The sequence below is a fragment of the Paenibacillus thalictri genome (assembly GCF_004307995.1).
GTDB classification, from domain to species: Bacteria; Bacillota; Bacilli; order Paenibacillales; family NBRC-103111; genus Paenibacillus_AF; species Paenibacillus_AF thalictri.
This window is the reverse complement of sequence record NZ_SIRE01000049.1, coordinates 12,579-31,702: the sequence shown is the minus strand read 5'-3', so window position 1 is coordinate 31,702 and position 19,124 is coordinate 12,579. Positions and strand designations below refer to the sequence as shown.

At 52.5% G+C, this 19,124-nt stretch carries 16 protein-coding genes; 13 read left to right on the top strand and 3 right to left on the bottom strand.

Annotated elements, in window-relative coordinates; genetic code table 11:
* Positions 1-571: 571 nt before the first annotated feature.
* Positions 572-2,485: a threonine--tRNA ligase gene (gene thrS, locus EYB31_RS38800; protein ID WP_131018969.1), complete on the bottom strand. Its 1,914-nt coding sequence runs from the start codon at positions 2,483-2,485 to the stop codon at positions 572-574.
* 550 nt (positions 2,486-3,035) lie between these two features.
* Positions 3,036-3,476: a GNAT family N-acetyltransferase gene (locus tag EYB31_RS38795; protein WP_131018968.1), complete on the bottom strand. Its 441-nt coding sequence runs from the start codon at positions 3,474-3,476 to the stop codon at positions 3,036-3,038.
* A 298-nt stretch (positions 3,477-3,774) separates the two neighbouring features.
* Here EYB31_RS38795 and EYB31_RS38790 point away from each other — a divergent pair, with 298 nt between their 5' ends.
* Both EYB31_RS38790 and EYB31_RS38785 read left to right on the top strand, forming a co-directional pair.
* Entirely contained in the window at positions 3,775-5,217 is a 1,443-nt protein-coding gene (locus EYB31_RS38790; RefSeq protein ID WP_131018967.1) for an aminotransferase-like domain-containing protein, read from the top strand.
* A 234-nt stretch (positions 5,218-5,451) separates the two neighbouring features.
* Positions 5,452-6,303 (top strand): AraC family transcriptional regulator, encoded by an 852-nt coding sequence (locus EYB31_RS38785; protein ID WP_131018966.1) that lies wholly within the window; start codon positions 5,452-5,454, stop codon positions 6,301-6,303.
* Positions 6,304-6,609: 306 nt separating this feature from the next.
* Here EYB31_RS38785 and EYB31_RS38780 read toward each other — a convergent pair whose 3' ends face one another.
* Complete coding sequence (locus EYB31_RS38780) at positions 6,610-7,479, bottom strand: AraC family transcriptional regulator (protein ID WP_131018965.1); 870 nt, start codon at positions 7,477-7,479, stop codon at positions 6,610-6,612.
* Positions 7,480-7,655: 176 nt separating this feature from the next.
* On the opposite strand from EYB31_RS38780, the gene EYB31_RS38775 reads away from it, so the two are divergent.
* The 11 genes from EYB31_RS38775 (at position 7,656) to EYB31_RS38725 (ending at position 19,118) form a co-directional block, all read left to right on the top strand.
* Positions 7,656-10,052, top strand: a complete 2,397-nt coding sequence (locus EYB31_RS38775; RefSeq protein ID WP_131018964.1) for a glycoside hydrolase family 2 protein — start codon at positions 7,656-7,658, stop codon at positions 10,050-10,052.
* A 23-nt stretch (positions 10,053-10,075) separates the two neighbouring features.
* Positions 10,076-11,221, top strand: coding sequence for a glycoside hydrolase family 88 protein (locus EYB31_RS38770; RefSeq protein WP_131018963.1), 1,146 nt, complete (start codon positions 10,076-10,078; stop codon positions 11,219-11,221).
* 138 nt (positions 11,222-11,359) lie between these two features.
* Positions 11,360-11,866, top strand: a complete 507-nt coding sequence (locus tag EYB31_RS38765; RefSeq protein ID WP_240763218.1) for an SRPBCC domain-containing protein — start codon at positions 11,360-11,362, stop codon at positions 11,864-11,866.
* A 41-nt stretch (positions 11,867-11,907) separates the two neighbouring features.
* A complete protein-coding gene (locus EYB31_RS38760) occupies positions 11,908-12,318 on the top strand; it encodes a DoxX family protein (protein ID WP_131018962.1) in 411 nt (136 codons plus the stop codon).
* A 78-nt stretch (positions 12,319-12,396) separates the two neighbouring features.
* On the top strand, positions 12,397-13,026 hold the full coding sequence (locus EYB31_RS38755; protein ID WP_240763217.1) for a DUF975 family protein: 630 nt from the start codon (positions 12,397-12,399) through the stop codon (positions 13,024-13,026).
* Between the two features lie 286 nt (positions 13,027-13,312).
* On the top strand, positions 13,313-14,125 hold the full coding sequence (locus EYB31_RS38750; protein WP_131018961.1) for a TrmB family transcriptional regulator: 813 nt from the start codon (positions 13,313-13,315) through the stop codon (positions 14,123-14,125).
* A 76-nt stretch (positions 14,126-14,201) separates the two neighbouring features.
* A complete protein-coding gene (locus EYB31_RS38745) occupies positions 14,202-14,876 on the top strand; it encodes a class I SAM-dependent methyltransferase (RefSeq protein ID WP_131018960.1) in 675 nt (224 codons plus the stop codon).
* A 53-nt stretch (positions 14,877-14,929) separates the two neighbouring features.
* Entirely contained in the window at positions 14,930-16,510 is a 1,581-nt protein-coding gene (locus tag EYB31_RS38740; RefSeq protein ID WP_131018959.1) for an ABC transporter substrate-binding protein, read from the top strand.
* A gap of 1 nt (position 16,511) precedes the next feature.
* Positions 16,512-17,459, top strand: a complete 948-nt coding sequence (locus EYB31_RS38735; RefSeq protein ID WP_131018958.1) for an ABC transporter permease — start codon at positions 16,512-16,514, stop codon at positions 17,457-17,459.
* Positions 17,453-18,322: an ABC transporter permease gene (locus tag EYB31_RS38730; protein ID WP_131018957.1), complete on the top strand. Its 870-nt coding sequence runs from the start codon at positions 17,453-17,455 to the stop codon at positions 18,320-18,322. The genes EYB31_RS38735 and EYB31_RS38730 overlap by 7 nt, the downstream gene beginning before the upstream one ends.
* On the top strand, positions 18,294-19,118 hold the full coding sequence (locus EYB31_RS38725) for an ABC transporter ATP-binding protein (RefSeq protein WP_131018956.1): 825 nt from the start codon (positions 18,294-18,296) through the stop codon (positions 19,116-19,118). The genes EYB31_RS38730 and EYB31_RS38725 overlap by 29 nt, the downstream gene beginning before the upstream one ends.
* Positions 19,119-19,124 lie beyond the last annotated feature (6 nt).

Here is a 19,124-nt window from a genome sequence, read left to right as displayed (position 1 = left end):
AATACGTAACAATGTTCGTTCCTTTATGGAATCAATTATGAAGAATCCTCAAGCCATAATTGACCGTCTCTGCGTCCGCATGGAGTCCGATAAAATTGTGGAACTTCTTTAATTCAAGTTATATAGAATGTGGTAGTCCATCCGCTATTCTATCCATGCAATATCTGATGTTACCAAGTAACTCCTTGGCCTTGGAATCGCCGTTAGCTGCCGCGGTGTCGAGACTTTCAATGAAGTCCCACACCTCGGAATTCCCCTTTTGTGTGTCGTAAAACCTTACATCCATAGAAGATTTCTATCCTCTCTCTTTATACTATTGTCAATGAGCTGTGATGTTTATATCTTCTATGATATATTATATCGAGCATGATATAAGTTGGCAACCGCTGTAAATAAAAAATGGACCGCTGTCTATTCAGCGGCCCTTATCCTTATATCACTTTCATGTTTAGTTTGGTTATCGTCTTCAGCGATTAGTGTACTCATTTTCCTCGCTTAAAGATGTATCTATCTCAGCTGTTATCGCTTGTTACGACCACATGTAACCTCTCTGTTGGTTTCACTCCTCATGTTAGGCCTTCGAGCGGATTTCTTGGGTAACTTTCTCAACAAACTCATCCACGCTAAGGGAGCCGACGTCACCTTCGCCGCGCTTGCGGACGGCGACGGTACGGTCATTTTTCTCGCTTTCGCCCAGCACCAGCATATAAGGCACTTTTTCCAGCTGCGCCTCGCGGATCTTGTATCCGAGCTTCTCACTGCGCATATCGGCCTCGACCCGGATCCCGGCCTGCTGCAGCGACGCTTTGACTTCCAGCGCATAGTCGATGTAATGGTCGGAAACCGGCAGCAGCTTGGCCTGGATCGGAGCCAGCCAGAGTGGGAATGCGCCGCTGTAATGTTCTGTAATGATACCCATAAAGCGATCGATTGAACCGTACACGGCGCGGTGGATGACGACGGGACGAAGCTTTTGGTTGTTTTCGCCGATGTAAGTCAGATCGAATTTCTCCGGCATCTGAAAATCAAGCTGGATTGTGCCGCACTGCCAGCTGCGCTTCAACGCATCGAGAATGTGGAAGTCGATCTTCGGACCGTAGAACGCCCCATCTCCCTCGTTGATCCGGTAGGGGATGCCGCGATTGTCGAGCACGCTTTGCAGGGAAGCTTCCGCTTGCTGCCACAGTTCCTCCGATCCCATCGAATCTTCGGGCCTTGTCGACAGCTCAATTGTGTATTCAAAGCCGAACACCTGATACATATGGTCGATCAGCGCAATGACATTGCCGATTTCATCTTCGATCTGGTCGGGACGTACAAACAGGTGCGCGTCGTCTTGGCAAAAAGTGCGTACCCGCATCATGCCGTTTAACGCTCCGGAGAACTCATGCCGGTGCACTTGCCCGAACTCCGCGAGACGAATCGGCAGCTCCCGGTACGAATGCAGACTGTTTTTAAAAATCAGCATATGCCCGGGGCAGTTCATCGGCTTCATCGCAAACGTCGCATCGTCCACCTCGGAGAAGTACATGTTGTCTTTGTAATGATCCCAGTGTCCCGACTGCTCCCACATCCGTTTGTTCATCATCAGCGGTGTGCGCACTTCATCATAACCCCGTCCGTTTAGCAGACTGCGCGAGAAGTTTTCCAGCTCAGTCCGGATCGCCATGCCCTTCGGCAAATAAAACGGCATACCCGGCGCTTCTTCGGAAAACATAAACAGCTCCAGCTCTTTGCCTAGTTTGCGGTGGTCGCGTTTTTTGGCCTCCTCCAGCATGTGAAGATATTCGTCCAGCTGCGCTTTCTTCGGAAAAGCGGTGCCGTAAATGCGCTGCAGCATCTTATTATCCGAGTTGCCCCGCCAATACGCGCCCGCCACGTTCAGCAGTTTAAACGCTTTAATGCGTCCTGTGGATGGCAGATGAGGCCCGCGGCAGAGGTCGAGGAATTCGCCTTGCTCGTAAACCGTGATCTCCGCTTCCTCCGGCAGATCACGGATCAGCTCCAGCTTAAGCGGGTCCTCGAGCTGCGTAAAGATGCGGACTGCCTCTTCACGGCTGACGGCTCTGCGATTGATGGGCAGGTCTTCTTTGACGATGTTCGCCATCTCTTGTTCGATGGCGGCGAGGTCCCCTGCGGAAAGCGGTTTTTCGATGTCGATATCGTAATAAAATCCGCTTTCGATCACGGGACCGATGCCAAGCTTGACGGCTTTATCGCCGTAAATCCGCTTGATCGCCTGGGCCATCAAATGCGCTGTGCTGTGCCGGTAAATCTCCAAACCGTCCTTATCGTCCAACGTCACAATGTCCACGCGGCTGTCTCGCTCAACCGACCGTTGCAAATCGACCGGCTTGCCGTCGATTTTGCCGGCGATGGCGTTTTTTCTCAGGCTGGTGCTGATCGACTCCGCGATTTGCGCAATTGTGGTACCTTGCGCAACCTCCTTGACAGATCCATTTGGCAGTGTAACTTTGATACCCATGACTTCATCCTCCTTCGTGACATTTTTTTTCGTACTTTTTTATGAACGCAAAAAAACGCAGCTCTCCCGAAAGGGACGAGTGCGTTCAGCTCGTGGTTCCACCCTCATTCGACCCAGTTACGCACCGTCCGGCTCATCGCCGTCATACGTTAAACAGGGTCCTTGTTAGGTATCCGTTATCGGGGATAAACCGGTGACATTTACTGCCGTATGAGAAGCCAACGGGTTCAACGCCACGGCTGCAAAGGGGTAATTCCGCATCCGGCTCAGAAGAAGCTTGCACCTTTCGCTTCTCTCTCTGGACAGTCCGTTATGGGAATCGTGTCTTTGGTCATCGCCATGCATATGTTGCTTGATTCAGTATTATATCTATCGATTTTCAAAAGGTCAAGGGGATGATTTCGCCAGTTCCTTTGACACCGGGAATGCAGCGATGTTGCACAGAGCGTAGTCCCAGAGTGCGTAAGCGCGAGGCCACTGAAAAACTTGTAGTTTTTCAGTGGCCTCCGTAAACGCCTGGGGGTACCCCGTAGGGGATTGGGGGAGGCAGCTAAAGCTCATCGCTCCGCTCCCTCAATCTCTCCGGCGATATTCTGCGCATCATTTCCATCCGCTGAAATCCGAATTGCTCGTACAAGCCGTGGGCATCGCGGGTGCCAAGCAGCATGTTGGTATGGCTCAGCTTCGGATGTCCGCTCATCACCTCCACGAGCCATTTGCCGAGTCCTTTGCCGCGGTGTTCCGGATGAACGATGACGTCGCACACCCAAGAGAAGGTGGCGTAATCGCTGACAACACGCAAAAATCCAACCTGCTCTGAGCCGTGGTATAAACCGAAGCAGAACGAAGCGGCAATGCTTTGCATCATGATATCCTTTGAGCGTTTGCCCGCCCAATAAGTCGTTTGCAGCAGCGCATAAACGGCGTCGTGCTGCAGCTGCCCCGGATCGTCGCTGATCGTATAAGGCAGATGTGAATGGTTCCATATCATAGCGGTTTCCTCCTTGTATGAGCCTGCGCACATAATCCGATTGATCTTCTGACAAGATCAGTTTAAAAAATAGTTTTATCATATTGTGCTGTGAGGCCCTCCGTCTTACAATGAGTATATTGGATATAGACATCAGCAGACACAGCATTTTCTCATCATTGTACCCTTACAGATAAGGTCACAGGGGAAGACCATCGTCAGTGCGACGCTGGGATTTGCCCGTGTTAGTAGGTATATGCAGCTTCAAAAAGGCAAGCGCTCAAAGTAAGGCGATCCGATTTCGGGAGGAGTGCTCTCAATGGTTAAAAACGCTAACGCCGATCAACACATTGCAGATGCCGCCGATAAGCCGGCGGAGAAAGAAAACAAGTACCGCGTCATTTATGACGAGATCGTCAAGCAATTGCAAGCGGGAGAGATTAAGCCCGGAGGCAAGTTGCCCTCCATTCGGGAAATCACGGTGCGTTTTGGCTGCAGCAAAAATACGGTCATCCGCGCGTACGACGATTTGGAGAAAGAACACCTGATCTACTCGGTGCCGAAAAGCGGCTATTACGCAATGGCCCCTGCCGCGTACGATGAAAGTCCCGAGCAGGGAGTCATCGATCTCTCTTCAGCAGCTCCGGACCGCAGTGTGATGCCTTATGAGGAGTACCAGCACTGTCTAAACAGGGCAATTGATCTGTACCAGGACAGATTATTTTCTTATTCCGATCCTCAAGGTTTCCTGTCTCTGCGCAAGGAACTGGAAAAACATTTGGCCTCTGCCCAAGTATTTGCCAAACTGGAACAGATCAGCGTCGTATCCGGAGCGCAGCAGGCGCTTCATCTGCTTGCGGCAATGCCGTTTCCGAATGGCAAAACAACAGTGCTTGTGGAGCAACCGACATTTTTCGGGATGCTGCGCACACTGGAGCTTCTGCAAGTACCTGCGGTCGGCATCACCCGAACGGAGGAGGGGCTTGATCTGGACGAGCTGGAACGCCATTTTCGCAACAACAATATCAAGTGTTTTTATACGATGCCCCGGTTCCATAATCCGCTGGGGACAAGCTTGTCGCAAGGCCAGAAAAAGAAGATCGCCCGGCTTGCCGCCAAATACGATGTGTACATAATCGAAGATGATTATTTGGCTGATTTGGAAGTTAGCCGCAAAGCCGATCCAATCTTCAGCGTCGATGAGGCCGCGCGCACGATTTATATTAAAAGTTTTTCCAAAGTGATGCTGCCAGGGCTAAGACTGGCAGCGGTCGTGCTGCCGCTGCAGCTGGTAGCCAGCTTTCGCATGTTCAAGGCATCATGCGATTCGAGCACGGCTTCCTTATCTCAGGGGGCTCTGGAAATTTATTTGAGCGGAGGCATGTTCGACCGCCATGTTGCGCAGATGCGAGTTCTATATCAGGAACGCATCGGCATGCTGGCCGAGCTGTGCGCCAAATGGCTGCCTCAAGGGATGAAGCTGAGCGCTGCGGAAGCAGGTATTTTCGCTCAAATATCGGTGCCGCATAGGCTTCCCGCGGAGGAATTGGCGGCGGTGCTCAGGCAGCAGCGGGTACTGGTCACGCCGATGGACCGCTGCTATTTGCGCGGGTTCGCTTCCGGCAACGGATTGCGCTTAAGCGTCATACGTGCCGACCGGGAAAACATGGAGCGCGGGATCAAGCAGATCGGCGAAACCGCGGCGGCGCTGCTGGAGCGGAAAAGTGCCGTTCCTTCCGGCGCTGTCATCGAATGGGTGTGACAAACGGGGAGGGAACCTGAGCTTATTTCCGCTTCGTTTGCCAAATTACCGGACTTGTGCTTCAAGAATCCTTATGTCATGGAGCTGCCTGAAAACGGGCTTACCCCAACATACAGCAGCACATAAACAACGCAAGATGGGGTTTGCCATGGTAGCCATCCGATGGCCATCTCATGTATGATGGAAATAAATTCAACTGCGTTCAAGTAAACGGAACAATTGACGGAGGACGGCATGGAGACGAATCAATCGGAGCTGATGCGCAGCTATCTGGCGAATGCGCAGGTGTCGCTGCTGATGGCGAGCCATACGAAGGTTGGGCGCGACTGGCGGGACCTTGATTTTTTGCCGGAGTTTAACCGGTTTTACTTCATTCGTGAGGGCGAAGGCTGGCTTAAAATTAAAGGCAAGGAATACGCCCCGAAGCCCGGGCAGTTATTCTGGCTGCCGGCCGGGGTTGAACAATCGTATTCGACGGTTAGCGACGATACGTTTCGCAAATATTGGTGCCATTTTACGGTGACGGTCGGCGACATTCATCTGCTTCAGCTGTTGTCCGCGCCGCATTTTATCGAGGTGCCCGATCCGGAGTGGCTGGAGAGCCGGTTCCGCGAGCTGATCGAGCTGATGCGCAGCAGAGAATTGGCGGCCCCGCTGAGAATCAAAGGGGTGCTTTACGACATCATCTCGATGTATTTGGACGAAACGGTGCGGCAATACGGGGATGGGGAACTGCAGATGGCGGGCCCGATGAACGTTTCAAAAATGAACACGATTCTCGAATATATCGACGCCCATCTGTCGGAAACGATGACGGTGGAGACGTTGTCCAAGCTTGTCCATTTTCACCCGAATTATTTTATGCATGTATTCAAAACGATGCTCGGCGACTCGCCGATCCATTACATCAACAAAAAGCGAATGGACAAAGCGCGCCAACTGCTGCTGACAACGGATCAGCCGGTATCGGAAATCGCCGGCGTTCTTGGGCTGGAGCTGTATTATTTTTCGCGAATGTTTAAGAAGTGGACGAGCATGTCTCCCAGCGAGTACCGCAGCCAAGGGCGCCGGACCCAGAACGTCTGATCAGAACGCCTGAAGCCGATTCGCAGCACGCGCTCTTAACAGTCATCTATATAAGAAAAGACCAGCGAAGGGGCTGACTTAAAAGTCATTTTGTAATTGCTTGCGCCCACTTAGAACCGATTTCTTTCGAAAAAAGGACCTCAGCTTTCACTTTTGTAGTGGAATCTGCGGTCCTTTTGTCTGGAAATTGCAATGTTTCTATGTCATGCGGACACTTTGGGGCAGCCTCTTTCCAAGTTATGGTCCTGGAGTGAAGCCATTGAAGCAAAGCATGCAAGGCGCAGACGGTTGCCATGTCAAATCGGATTATTTCGAAAACAACGTGCGCCGGAACCGGTGCGGGCTTTCGCCGACATTGCGCTTGAACAGCTGGCAGAAATACGAGACGTTGCCGAGTCCGACGGCGTGACCGATGTCTTCGACGGACATGGCCGTCGTTTTCAGCAGCACACAAGCTTGCCGGATGCGGCGGGCGGCCAAATATTCGGTAATGCTGCTGCCGACCGCTTGCCGGAACGCCGCAGAAACATGGCTCGGCGAAAGATGCACCGCCTCCGCCAGCTTGCCCAACTCGAACGGCTCCATATAATGGGCTTCGAGCCACTGCATCATCTTTTCGGCGGTGGTGGACGGCTTGGAAGAAGGGACCGGCGCGGCTAAGGCGGTTTCCGTCCAGCGGGCCTTTACTTTGTGCAGCAGGCTCACCAGAAAAAACGCCTGCTCCTCAAGCAGCTCGCCAGCGGCTGCCAGGTCGATCGCGAATCGTGAAGCTTGCAGGAACGAGTACATATCCTCCACCGGCAGGCCGGAAAGCACCTGAGGCAGCAGCGGATCCTTCCATAAGCGCTGAAAAAATGAGGAAAGCGACGGATACGGCGACAAATATGCGGTGAGCGCTTCGGGTTCGAACACAAACAGCGAGCGGATATACGGCTGCTCGTCGGTAATATCCATCTGGATGCGGTGCAGCTGGAAGGGACGGAAGCAGATCAGCGAGCCGGGACGCAGCTCGAAAAATTGTTGTTCCACAATGACGCGGCCTCTTCCTTCATTCACATATAATATTTCCATGCCTTGATGGGCATGGTAAACCTCGGAAAATTCATAGGTCCGGTCCTTCATAAACGAAAGCTGAATCGGATGCTGATTCAGGTTCAAATAGTTCATGATTTTCATATCGCGCTCATCTCCTGCACAGGGTACAACGTGATCGTAATACAACAACATTTTATCATAAGAGCGCCATACATTTTGGATCTATTTTTTGTTAAAATCGTATCGTCTTTACACGAATGAACAAGTCGAAGCGCTTTAAGCCTTTTCCACATACCTACTACAGGAGATGACCGACATTGATCAAACAACGGCTGAATGACGGCTGGGAGCATTTCAAAGGCAGCCTCGGCGGGCCATGGGAGGTATGGCGGCAGGACAAACTGCAGAACCATTACAATGTGCCATGGCATGAGGTGACTTTGCCTCATACGTATAATGCTCTGGACGTGCTCGATCCGGACACCCCGTATTACCAAGGCCAGGGCTGGTACCGCACGAAGCTGGACGTGAACAATCCGTACCCCGGCGGCAGAACGCTGCTGCATTTTGAAGGAGCGGGTCAACGGACCGACGTATACGTATATACGCAAAAAGCGGGTTCGCACTTGGGAGGGTACGACGAGTTTACCGTCGATATTACGGAAGCGGTCGAAAAGGCCAAGAAGATCGACCGCTATCACGGACTTGTACCGGTGGCGATTGGCAGCGACAACAGCCGCGAGCTGGAGACGATTCCGTCGGACGCAAGCGACTTTAATTTGTACGGCGGCGTGTACCGCTATGTAAACCTGGTGTATGTGCCTGCGGTGTCGCTGGAGCGCGTACATGTCGAAGCCCAAGCAGAGGGTGCGGAACGCTGCTCCGTTAAGGTAAGAGCCCAGCTGTACAATCCGCAAGCTTATCTCGATCATGTCACGCTGACGATTACGCTGCAGGGTCCTGACGGTTCGGTGCTGGGCACCTATGAAACGAAACAAATGGCCTGGAACGGCATGAAGGAAATTGCGGTACACGATATTGCTGCGCCGAAGTTGTGGTCGCCTGCAGATCCTGCGCTGTACAAGTGCACGGTCCGGCTGTCGAGTCCTTACGGAGAAACCGAGCAGCAGGAACGGTTCGGCGTACGTTTCTTCGAATTTGTGACCAACGGTCCGTTTAAGCTGAACGGCGAGCGGCTACTGCTGCGCGGCACGCACCGCCACGAGGACCATGCCGGAGTGGGACCGGCGATGACGGAAGAGATGATGCGCACGGAAATGCAGCTGATGAAAGACATGGGCGTCAATTTTATCCGCCTGGGTCATTACCAGCAGTCCCGCATCATTCTCGATTTGTGCGACGAGCTTGGCATTCTCGTATGGGAAGAAATCCCATGGTGCCGCGGCGGCCTCGGCGGAGAGCAATACAAGCAGCAATGCCGCGACATGCTGGCGGCGATGATCGAACAACATTACAACCATCCATCGGTCATTTTGTGGGGACTTGGGAATGAGAACGATTGGGAATGCGACTTCGATTATTTTGAAATTGATCAAATTCGCGCGTTCATGAAAGAGCTGCATGACATGTCCCACCGGCTTGATCCGAGCCGGTTGACGTCGATTCGCCGCTGCGAGTTCTGCAAGGACATCATCGATGTGTATTCGCCATCCATCTGGGCCGGTTGGTACCGCGGCGTGTACACCGAATACGAAACGTACAGCCGTGAGGCGTTCGAAAACGTGCATTCCTTTTTCCATATGGAGTGGGGCGCTGATAATTTGGCGACCCGGCATGTGGAGAAGACGTTCACCGGCTTCGAGTTTATCGCCAAAGGGCAAGGCGCGGACGAACGCGACGGCGATTATTTGCTGACCGGCGGCGAGCCGCGGGTGTCGAAGGACGGCGACTGGTCGGAGACGTATTTCTGTGAGATGATCGACTGGTATTTAAAATGCCAGGAGAAGATGGACTGGCTGACCGGAACGGCGCAGTGGGCTTTTAAAGATTTTGCCACGCCGGTGCGTCCGGATTCGCCGATTCCCTACCTGAACATGAAGGGTATTATCGAACGCGATTTTACGAAAAAAGATGCTTATTACGTGTACCAGTCCTATTGGACGGATAAGCCGATGGCGCGTATCTACGGCCATACGATGCCGGTGCGTTGGGGTGCGCCGGGAGAGCTGAAGATTATTAAGGTTTACTCCAACTGCCCGTCGGCCGAGCTGTTCCTGAACGGCGTTAGTGTTGGCGTCAAGCAGCGCGATTCGCAAAACTTCCCAGCAGCCGGACTGCGTTGGGAGGCGGCGCTGCAGCCGGGTGAAAATCAGGTGCGCGTCGTGGCGGTTAAAGACGGCGTGACGGTAGAGGACGAAATCCGCTTTGTTTACCAGACGGAAAGCTGGGGCGAGCCTGCGCAGCTGAAGCTGACTGTGGAACGGCAGACGGACGGCCTTATGTACGTCGAAGCGAAAGCGTATGATGCTAATGGCGTGTTCTGCCCGGATGCGCGTAATTTTATCCGATTTGGTTTGGCCGGCGACGGCAAGCTGCTTGAGCATTTAGGTACAGTGGGCGGCTCCCGGGTCATCGAGTTGGCGAACGGCAGAGTGGGCATCTATGTCGATCCGGCAGGCGGGGCTTCGGTGGTCAGCGCGGTATCGGAAGGGCTCGGAACGGTTTTTATCGAAGTTAATGGTTCATCCTACTAATATACTTAAAGGAGTGTAAGCCCATGGTACAGGAAAAATGGCTCCAAGCATCAAAGTTGTCCGATATTTTGCCGGAAGTATGGGAAGCATTGCAGCCGAAAGTCGACCGCATGATCGAGCAGCTCAAAGACAAATCGCCGCATGTGGCGAAGGCGGACGGCAAATACGACAACATGATTCTGGATTGGTGGACGTCGGCTTTCTGGCCCGGTATCCTCTGGATCATGTACGACATGACCGGCAAGGAGCATTACCGCGAAGCCGCTTGGGATTGGGACGAACGAATCGAATTGTGCACGCTGCGCGACAACCGGTTCCACCACGATGTCGGATTTCAGTATCTGCCTACGGCGATCATCAAACATAAAATTACAGGGGACAAGGACGGACGGCGCCGCGGTTTGCAGGCGGCTAACTTCCTGGCCGGCCGGTTTAATATGGCTGGAAACTTCCTGCGCGCATGGAATGACGATAAAACAGGCTGGGCGATCGTTGATTCGTCGATGAACTTGTCGATTCTGTTCTGGGCGGCGGAGGAACTGAAGGACCCGCGCTTCAAGCATGTCGGCAAGGCGCATGCGAATACGGTGCTGAGCCGGTTTATCCGCGAGGACGGCTCGGTGAACCACATCATTGAATTCGATCCCGAAAGCGGCGAGTATCTCGGCTCGCTGGGAGGTCAAGGGGCCGGGCCGGATTCATCTTGGAGCCGCGGCCAATCGTGGGCGCTGCACGGTATGGCGAACGTGTACCGCTATACCGGCGACATCCGCTACTTGCAGGCTGCGCGCCGCGTAGCGCATTATTTCCTGGCATGCCTGCCGGATGATTACGTCGCGCATTGGGACTTCCGCGCGAACGGCGGCGACCTCGCAAGCGAGGAACGCGACACGTCGGCGGCCGCCTGCGCCGCATCCGGCCTGCTCGAGATCGCGGCCGCGCTGCCTGAGGCGGAAGGCCGCTTGTACCGCGATGCGGCCGAGCGGATGCTGCTGTCGCTGACGCAGCATTACGGCACGTGGGACCGCCCTGAACACGAGGCGATCCTCGTGGAAGGCACCGGCCACAAGCCGGCGGGCCAGAACATCAACGTCTCCTTGATTTATGGAGACTACTATTACGTCGAAGCGCTCGCCAAGCTGATGGGCTGGCAGCGCAGAATATTTTAACATCGGATGGAAGAAGACCGGGGCAGCGTCAGTTGCTCCGGCTATTTTTTTGTTTTAAATATTCCTTGACTGGAATATTCCTTTTTGGGTATATTTTAAAAGGGGACATGATACAACTTGTCTAAGGGAGGATTTGGAATGTCAAATAACAATAATAACAACATGACTACCAAGGTGGAGGGCAAGGTGCTTGTGCTGGAACGTACGTTTCAGGCGCCGCGTGAGCTTGTATTTGCGATGTTTAAGGAGCCGAAGCACTTGGCGCGTTGGTGGGGCCCGAAAGGATGGACGCTGCCGGTATGCACGATAGATTTTCGCCCGGGCGGTGTCTGGCATTATTGCATGAGGTCCGCCGACGGCCGGATGGAATCGTGGGGCAAAGCCGTCTATCATGAGATCGTTGAGCCGGAGCGGATCGTGTACGTCGACTATTTTTCCGATGAGAACGGCAATGAAGCGGAGGACATGCCGGAAACGCTGATTGCCATGGAGTTCATCGAACGCGACGGTAAAACAACGATCGTCAACCGTGCGCAATATGCATCCGCCGAGGCGCTCCAGAAGGTGTTGGACATGGGCATGCTCGCCGGTATTACAGAGACTTGGGATCGCCTGGAAAGCCTGCTTCAAGATTTGGCGGAGTGACGTCTTGCCGGGCTTCTGGGCGAAATGTAAAGGAGACGCATATGAAAAAAATCAATCTCGTTTATTGGATATGCACAGGTTTGTTTGCGGCATTAATGGCGCTTGGCTCCATCCCCGACATCATGTCCGTCCCCGACGCAGTCGAATTGTTTAAGCATTTGGGATACCCGCTTTATTTGCTCCCGTTTTTGGGAATCGCCAAAATATTAGGCGTTGCCGCCATACTGATTCCCGGGTATCCGCGAATCAAGGAGTGGGCGTATGCCGGGTTGTTTTTCGATCTCGCGGGGGCGATGTATTCGAGCATCTGTGTCGGGGATCCCGCCGGCAGCTGGGTATTCTTCCTCATCGGATTTGCGCTGATGGCGGGCTCCTACGTGTGTTATCACAAAAGAATCAAGTCGGCCGCGCAGCGTGACAACAGCCGGACGTTTCAAGCGGGCCGCGTCTGAAAAATAAAATGAAATATTAGCCTGGCACCGGAATATACCTTTAAAGGATAACTAAATCCTTTAAAGGAGGTATGGTAATTGGTATTTGTCAACGCGAGTCAGTTAAAACCGAACGATCAGTTGAGGGAGATGGCGCGAAGCCAGCTGGCAGGCAGATGGGGTATAGCGATACTGACGTGTTTTCTATATTTTGTTATCATCGTTATCCTTAACTCCATTAAGGACGTGGGGAGTCTGGCGACAACGCTCGTTTCCGGTTCGTTCGCACTCGGATTGTCGATGTTTTTTGTTACCTTTCCGCGCGGCGGCACCCCGGATATCAGCCAGCTATTTGCCGGGTTCAAGCGGTTCCTGCCTGCGCTTGGCTTATCGCTGATGATCGGCCTGCTGACATTCCTGTGGACACTGCTGCTGATCGTGCCCGGAATTATCGCTGCACTGCGGTATTCGCAGGCGTTTTACATCATGAACGATAACCCGGATATCGGGGTGATGGACGCGATCCGCACCAGCAAAGAGATGATGGACGGTCAGAAAATGAAGCTGTTCCTGCTGCAGCTCAGCTTTATCGGCTGGTTCCTGCTCGGCTGCATCACGTTTGGCATCGCTATGCTGTGGGTGTATCCGTATTTCCTTGCGGCGATGGCGAACTTCTACGAGGATTTGCGGCAGGCCTCAAGTTCGACCGGAGACCCGTTTAAAGACTAACCCATAAGGCTGGGCAGCAAGGCTTGTCCCGAATTAAGCGGTTCAAGATATAGTGGAGGATAAAAAGCAACCTTTCTCAAACGGCATGGTCGGTTACACGTCCATGAACGCGTGAAAGGTTGTTTTTTGTCTCAGAGGCATTGTGAGAAAAATAAAAAAGTGAGATATTAGAAGGAAATGGATGAAAAATTGAGGGAACAACTATATTTCTTCAGTCAAATGATTACTGATAAAGATTCTCATTATCATAGTAGTTAGTTATAATACTACCTGCGAGGTGCAAATCATGAATACGATCATGGAATTGCTGACCCGATTCGGTTTCAGCAAGAATGAAGCGCGTGTGTATCTGGCGTTAGTTCAGGAGGACGCGGCAACCGGTTATCAAATCAGCAAAAATACCGGCATATCCCGGGCTGAAGTATATCGGGTATTAGGCAATTTAGCTGATAAAGGCGCCGTAGTATGGCAGCAGACAGAGCCCGCATTGTATATGGCCGTCGAGCCCGAGTCGTTTTTATCCGGTCTTGAAGCGAAATTCAACAGCGACCTCCAGAAAGTGCGCGTGGAATTCAAAGAAATCAACCGGCAAAAAAGCAATGAAACGATTGTATATGTGAAAGGCTACGATCATGTTGTCCGCAGGGCCAAACAGATGATTCAGTCGGCCCAAAACGAGGTGTATCTTCGCTGCGGGGCGCCGTTCGCCGCCTTGCTGCAGGATGACATCAGCAAAGTTTCCAGCAAAGGAGTGAAGGTCCGAATTTTATCTTACGGCGATTTTACGCTGGAGGGGGTTCAAGTTGTCATTCATCCGCTTCGCCAGGATGAAGTTCACCGTCATCGGGCCATGCAGATGCTGATGATCAGCGATATCCGCCAAATGCTCGTCGGCCGGTTGGACTCTCAGAACCCGGATACCGTCATTGGCACTTACAGCGAGAGCCGTGAAATTATACATATCGTTCGTGAATTGATAAGAGCCAGCTTCCATTTAACCATTTTGGGCAATGAAAGCGACATCGTCTCCAGCTTTATGAATAATCACGAGTTGTTTCAAGATATTTACAAGGATGGATCGATTATGAGGTATGACTAGCCTGTCGACTGCGTCGGCAGCTTTTTTTCAGAAATCCATTAATAATAATAATCATTATCAATAAGGAGAGATTTTAATGAGTAACCCAAGTTTAAACGAACAAGAAGTAAAAGAACTGGTGAAACAACATTGGAACGGCCGTGCCGCCAATTTCGACCAAGGTGCGAGCCATGGTCTGCTGAATGAAGACCAGCACCAAGCCTGGGTTGGCGTACTTAACCGTTTGGCCGGCGAGGAACCTCTGAAAGTGCTGGACGTTGGCTGCGGCACAGGATTTCTTTCGCTGCTTCTGGCTAAAGCGGGACACGAGGTAACGGGTGTTGATTTTGCCGACGAGATGCTGCAGCTTGCTCGCGCTAAAGCGGAAGAAGCCGGTTTGCAAATCGATTTCCGCCACGGCGATGCCGAACAAACCGGGCTGCCTGAAGGCACCTACGATTTGATCGTTGCCCGCCATGTAATCTGGACGCTGCCTAATCCGGCCAAAGCGACGGAAGGCTGGATCCGCTTGCTGAAGCCTCAAGGAAGGCTGGCTCTGGTGGAAGGACAATGGGAGAACCAGGATGTCAAAGCCGAGTATGAACAAATCCGCTCCAAGCTTCCGTTTTATGGCGGGCAGCCAAGCGAGCAGCTTGCTGCGTTTTTCCGTTCCCAAGGGTTGCATGACGTTGCGATCGAGCCGCTGATGGAAGCGGCATTGTGGGGAGGCGTTCCGCAGCACCCCAGATATCTGATTATCGGGCGCCGTTAATTCGTTCGTACTTACATAAGTTTATCCATCTTACATTTGGAGGAATCCGTAACATGAAGTTTTTACGCAAACGGAATCAATTGGCCGCCTTCTGTATGGCCGCCATGCTTATAGGGATCACCGCCTGCTCCCCGCAGCAGCCTGCTGCCCAGCCTGCGTCACCCGCTCAACCGGCGGATAAGCCGGCTGCCGCTCCGGCATCTGCAAAAGCGAAGGACCAACTCGTTATTGTTCAAACAAATGAAACGAGAGATTTTTCGACCATCGATCCGTTCCAAAAGGACATCACCTTGCCGCGAACCCTTATTTTCGATACGCTGCTGGTCAGAGATAAGGACGGCAAGCTGGCTCCGTCTTTGGCGGAAAGCTATGAATTTGTGAACAACAACTGGAGAATTAAAGTCAAGAAGGGCGTTCAGTTCCAGAATGGCGATCCGTTCAACGCCCAATCGGTAAAAGCGACGATCGACAAACTGATGTCGCCGGAAGTTCCCAAGAGCACGTTCAAAACGCTGCTTGCCGGTGTAACCGGAACGAATGTTGTAGACGAATATACCGTCGATATTATTACGTCGACTCCCAACTACGCCTTGATTAACTTCCTGGTCGATCTGCCGATGTTGTCGGCAAAGCAACTGGCGAATGGCGACGAGTACAAAACATCACCCGTAGGAACAGGTCCTTATGTGCTGGGCGAATGGAAACGCGGGGAAGTGGCGACTTTGAAAGAAGCGCCGAACTACTGGGGCCAACGTCCTCCGTTCAAGACGGTTGTCGTCAAAAACGTAACGGATGAAGCGACCCGCGTCGCTGAACTGCTCAGCGGCAATGCGGATATTGCCTCCGATCTGTCGGCATCGTCGCTCAAGCGGATTCAAGGCCAAGCGAGCTATCAGGTCGTCTCGGAGCCGGGTTTCCGCGTTACGTGGCAAAGTTATTTCTTCAAACCGCCGTTTGACAATCCGAAGATTAGGGAAGCGATTTATTACGGAATCGACAAAGCCGCGCTTGCCAAAAACTTGTACGGGGAGTTTGCTTCGCCCGCTGTAGCTCCGGTTACGAAAACCGGCTCCGGTTTCGTAGAAGCGTACCCGCTAAGCGACTACAATCCGGACAAAGCGAAAGCGCTGCTTGCCGAAGCCGGCGTCAAAACACCGTTGACGGTCGATCTCGATGTAACCCAAAGGGACATCGACACGGCTCAAGCTTTGCAGGGACAGCTGAAAAAAATCGGTATTGAAACGAAAATTAACTTAATGGAAATCGGTCCTCTGCTTGATCCTAAGCGTTATGAACAAAATGCAGCCGGATCCATGCTGATGTTCTCCGGTTACGATAATCCCGACAGGGAGCTGTACCGGATTCTGGTAGCGGCTTTTTCGCAGCAATCGCTTTACAAAACATTTGGTTATCAATTGAATGCGCAAGCCGAGCAGTGGATTAAAGATTATGCGGCTGAACAAGATGATAAGAAAAGACTGGCCTTGGCCAAGCAAATTTTAGAGAAATACAAGGAAGGATCCCCTGTCAATTGGTATATGTTCCCGCCGAACATTTACGGCTTATCCGGCAGCATCGACTGGAAGCCGGATGGAACAGGAAGAATTGACATTCATCAAATCAAGGTGAAGTAAGATGCACGACGGATTGAAGCTGGCCGTTAAACGACTCGCCGTCGGCCTGTCCATCTTGTTATTGGTTTCAAGCCTGCTCTTTTTTGTCTCGCATGCGATGGGTGATCCGGTTCGAACGCTGCTGCCTCCCGACGCTACCGAAGCCGAGCGGGAAACGATGCGGCATGCGCTCGGCTTGGACGCACCGGCGATTGTACGGTTCGGGTTATATATGCTGAGAACAATCACCTTGCAATTCGGCAATTCCTATAAACTCGGCGAACCTGTGCTCACGATAGCGCTGCCGTATTTGTGGGCGACCACGAAACTGATTGCGCTTGTGCTGCCGATCGGGATCGTCGGCGGCATCGGACTGGGGTTTCTCGGTTCCTATTTGCCACGGAAAGCGGATAAGCAGCTAACGAAAGTGCTGCTGATGCTGCATTCGATACCCGGCTTTGTGCCGTGTATTCTTGCCATCGAATTGTTTTGCGTGCATCTGAAGTGGTTTCCGCCCTCGGGCAGCCAGGGAATTCGTTCCCTGGTGTTGCCCGTGCTGCTGCTTGCAGCCGCCGAGGCGATCAAGATCTCTTTGTTGTTCCGCTCCAAACTTCAAGAAGTGGCGAAAGAAAAATATATTGTGACAGCCAAAGCCAAGAGCGTAAGCGAATTCCGCTTTCGCTCTCAATATTTGCTCAGGCCCGCCTTGTCGCTTATATTTTCGTTTGTGTCCGTACAGGTCGGCGTATTGCTCAGCAGTACCATCGTAGTGGAAGCGATCTTCTCTTATCCGGGCATCGGCAACTTGACGGTGAGTTCGATTGCGAGCCATGATTTGCCGTTGATCCAAGCATGCTTGATCTTTACTACGCTTTTGTTTATCGTCTCGCGGTTTGTGCTCGATCTGATTCATCCGCTTATTGACCCGAGAGTTAAGCAGAAGCAGCTGGGAGAGACAAATCAATGGTGAAAACTGTTTTGGACCGTAATGGAAAAATCCTGCTTGCTATCGCAGCCGTCTTGGTAATACTCTCATTGGTTTATATGTACGGTTATGGTCACGATCCGCTGGCTCCGTTCGAAGGGCCTAAGCTGGACCCGCCTTCGGGCGAATTTTGGCTCGGTACCGATCATTTGGGCAGGGATGTGGCCAGCAGGCTGATTTACGGTTCCTATCTGACACTTGGACTCGTGGTGGTGGCGGTATTGATGGCGATGACGGCAGGGACGCTGCTTGGCATGTTGGCCGGCTACCAAGTGGTGCCTTGGCTTACGCCGATCATAGTGTTTATCGGGCAAATTTCCGTCGTATTCCCGGTTCGCGTACTGCCACTTCTAATTATTACAATATTTGGAAATGGTTTGTTGGGCATGGTGTTGTCGATGGCATTTTCCATATGGGGGCAGTTCTTCTGGCTGATTCACGACGAAACCAAAGCGCTTCACGGGAGAGGTTTTATCCGTGCCGGCTTTATGCTCGGCAGCAGTAAATGGGGGATTATCCGATTGCATATTTTGCCTCATTTGCTGCCAACGGTCATTTTGCTCTCTACCATCTGCTTCCGTTCGGCGATTGGCGTCATCTCCACCTTAAGTTTCCTTGGCATCGGAGTCCGGCCGCCGACACCGACCTGGGGTTCGATGATTGCAGACGGCCATCCTTATATTATGCAGGCTTGGTGGACCATTTTGTTTCCGACCGCGGCATTGGCGGGATCGATCTTGTTAGTTAACTATTTGGGCAACACCTTGGAGAGAATGTGGAACCGGAAGGGAACTTTAGCGGAGGAAAGGCGGGACAACGGTGAAATCAGCAGCTCAGCCGCTTCTTGAAGTCAGCGGACTGTATACCGGCTTTCAGACGGCGGAGCCGAGAAGGAGCCTGTTAACCAATATTCATTTTCACATCAAGCAAGGGGAAACGGTCGCGGTCATCGGCGAAAGCGGCAGCGGCAAAAGCACGATGGCTCTGTCCATCATGCGCCTGTTGGAGCCTCCGTTATGCATCCAAGCAGGCAGCGTCCGCCTGGAAGGGCAAGAACTGCTGCAGCTGCCGGATAAAGAGATGAAACATATTCGGGGGCAACGGATGGCTGTCGTATTTCAGGATCCGCTCAGTTCGTTTCATCCGATGCTGACTTTGGGCTCTCAATTGATGGAGTGTATAAAAGACGGAAGCCGGCGTGCCAATTACGCGAGGTGTTTGGAGATGCTGGAGCGTGTGGGCCTGCCGAATCCCGAGAAAATGATGAAAAGTTATCCGTTTGAACTAAGCGGAGGTATGCTGCAGCGGGTGATGATTGCCATGGGGCTGCTCAACCGCCCCAAGCTGCTGATTGCCGACGAACCCACTACGGCGCTGGATGTCACGGTGCAGGCCGGAATTTTATCTCTACTTAAAGACGTTCAGCGGGAATTCGGCATGGGGCTGCTGTTTATCTCACATGATCTGGGTGTTGTCTCCGAGCTGGCCGACCGGATCGTGGTCATGCGCCAAGGAGAAATCGTCGAATGTGAGCAAGCGGCGCAGCTGCTGCAATGTCCTGCACATCCCTACACGCGGCATCTGCTGGAGATGGTGCCTATACTTGGCCAACCGCTGCCCGAGCAGGTGCGGGTATACGGTTAATCGGCC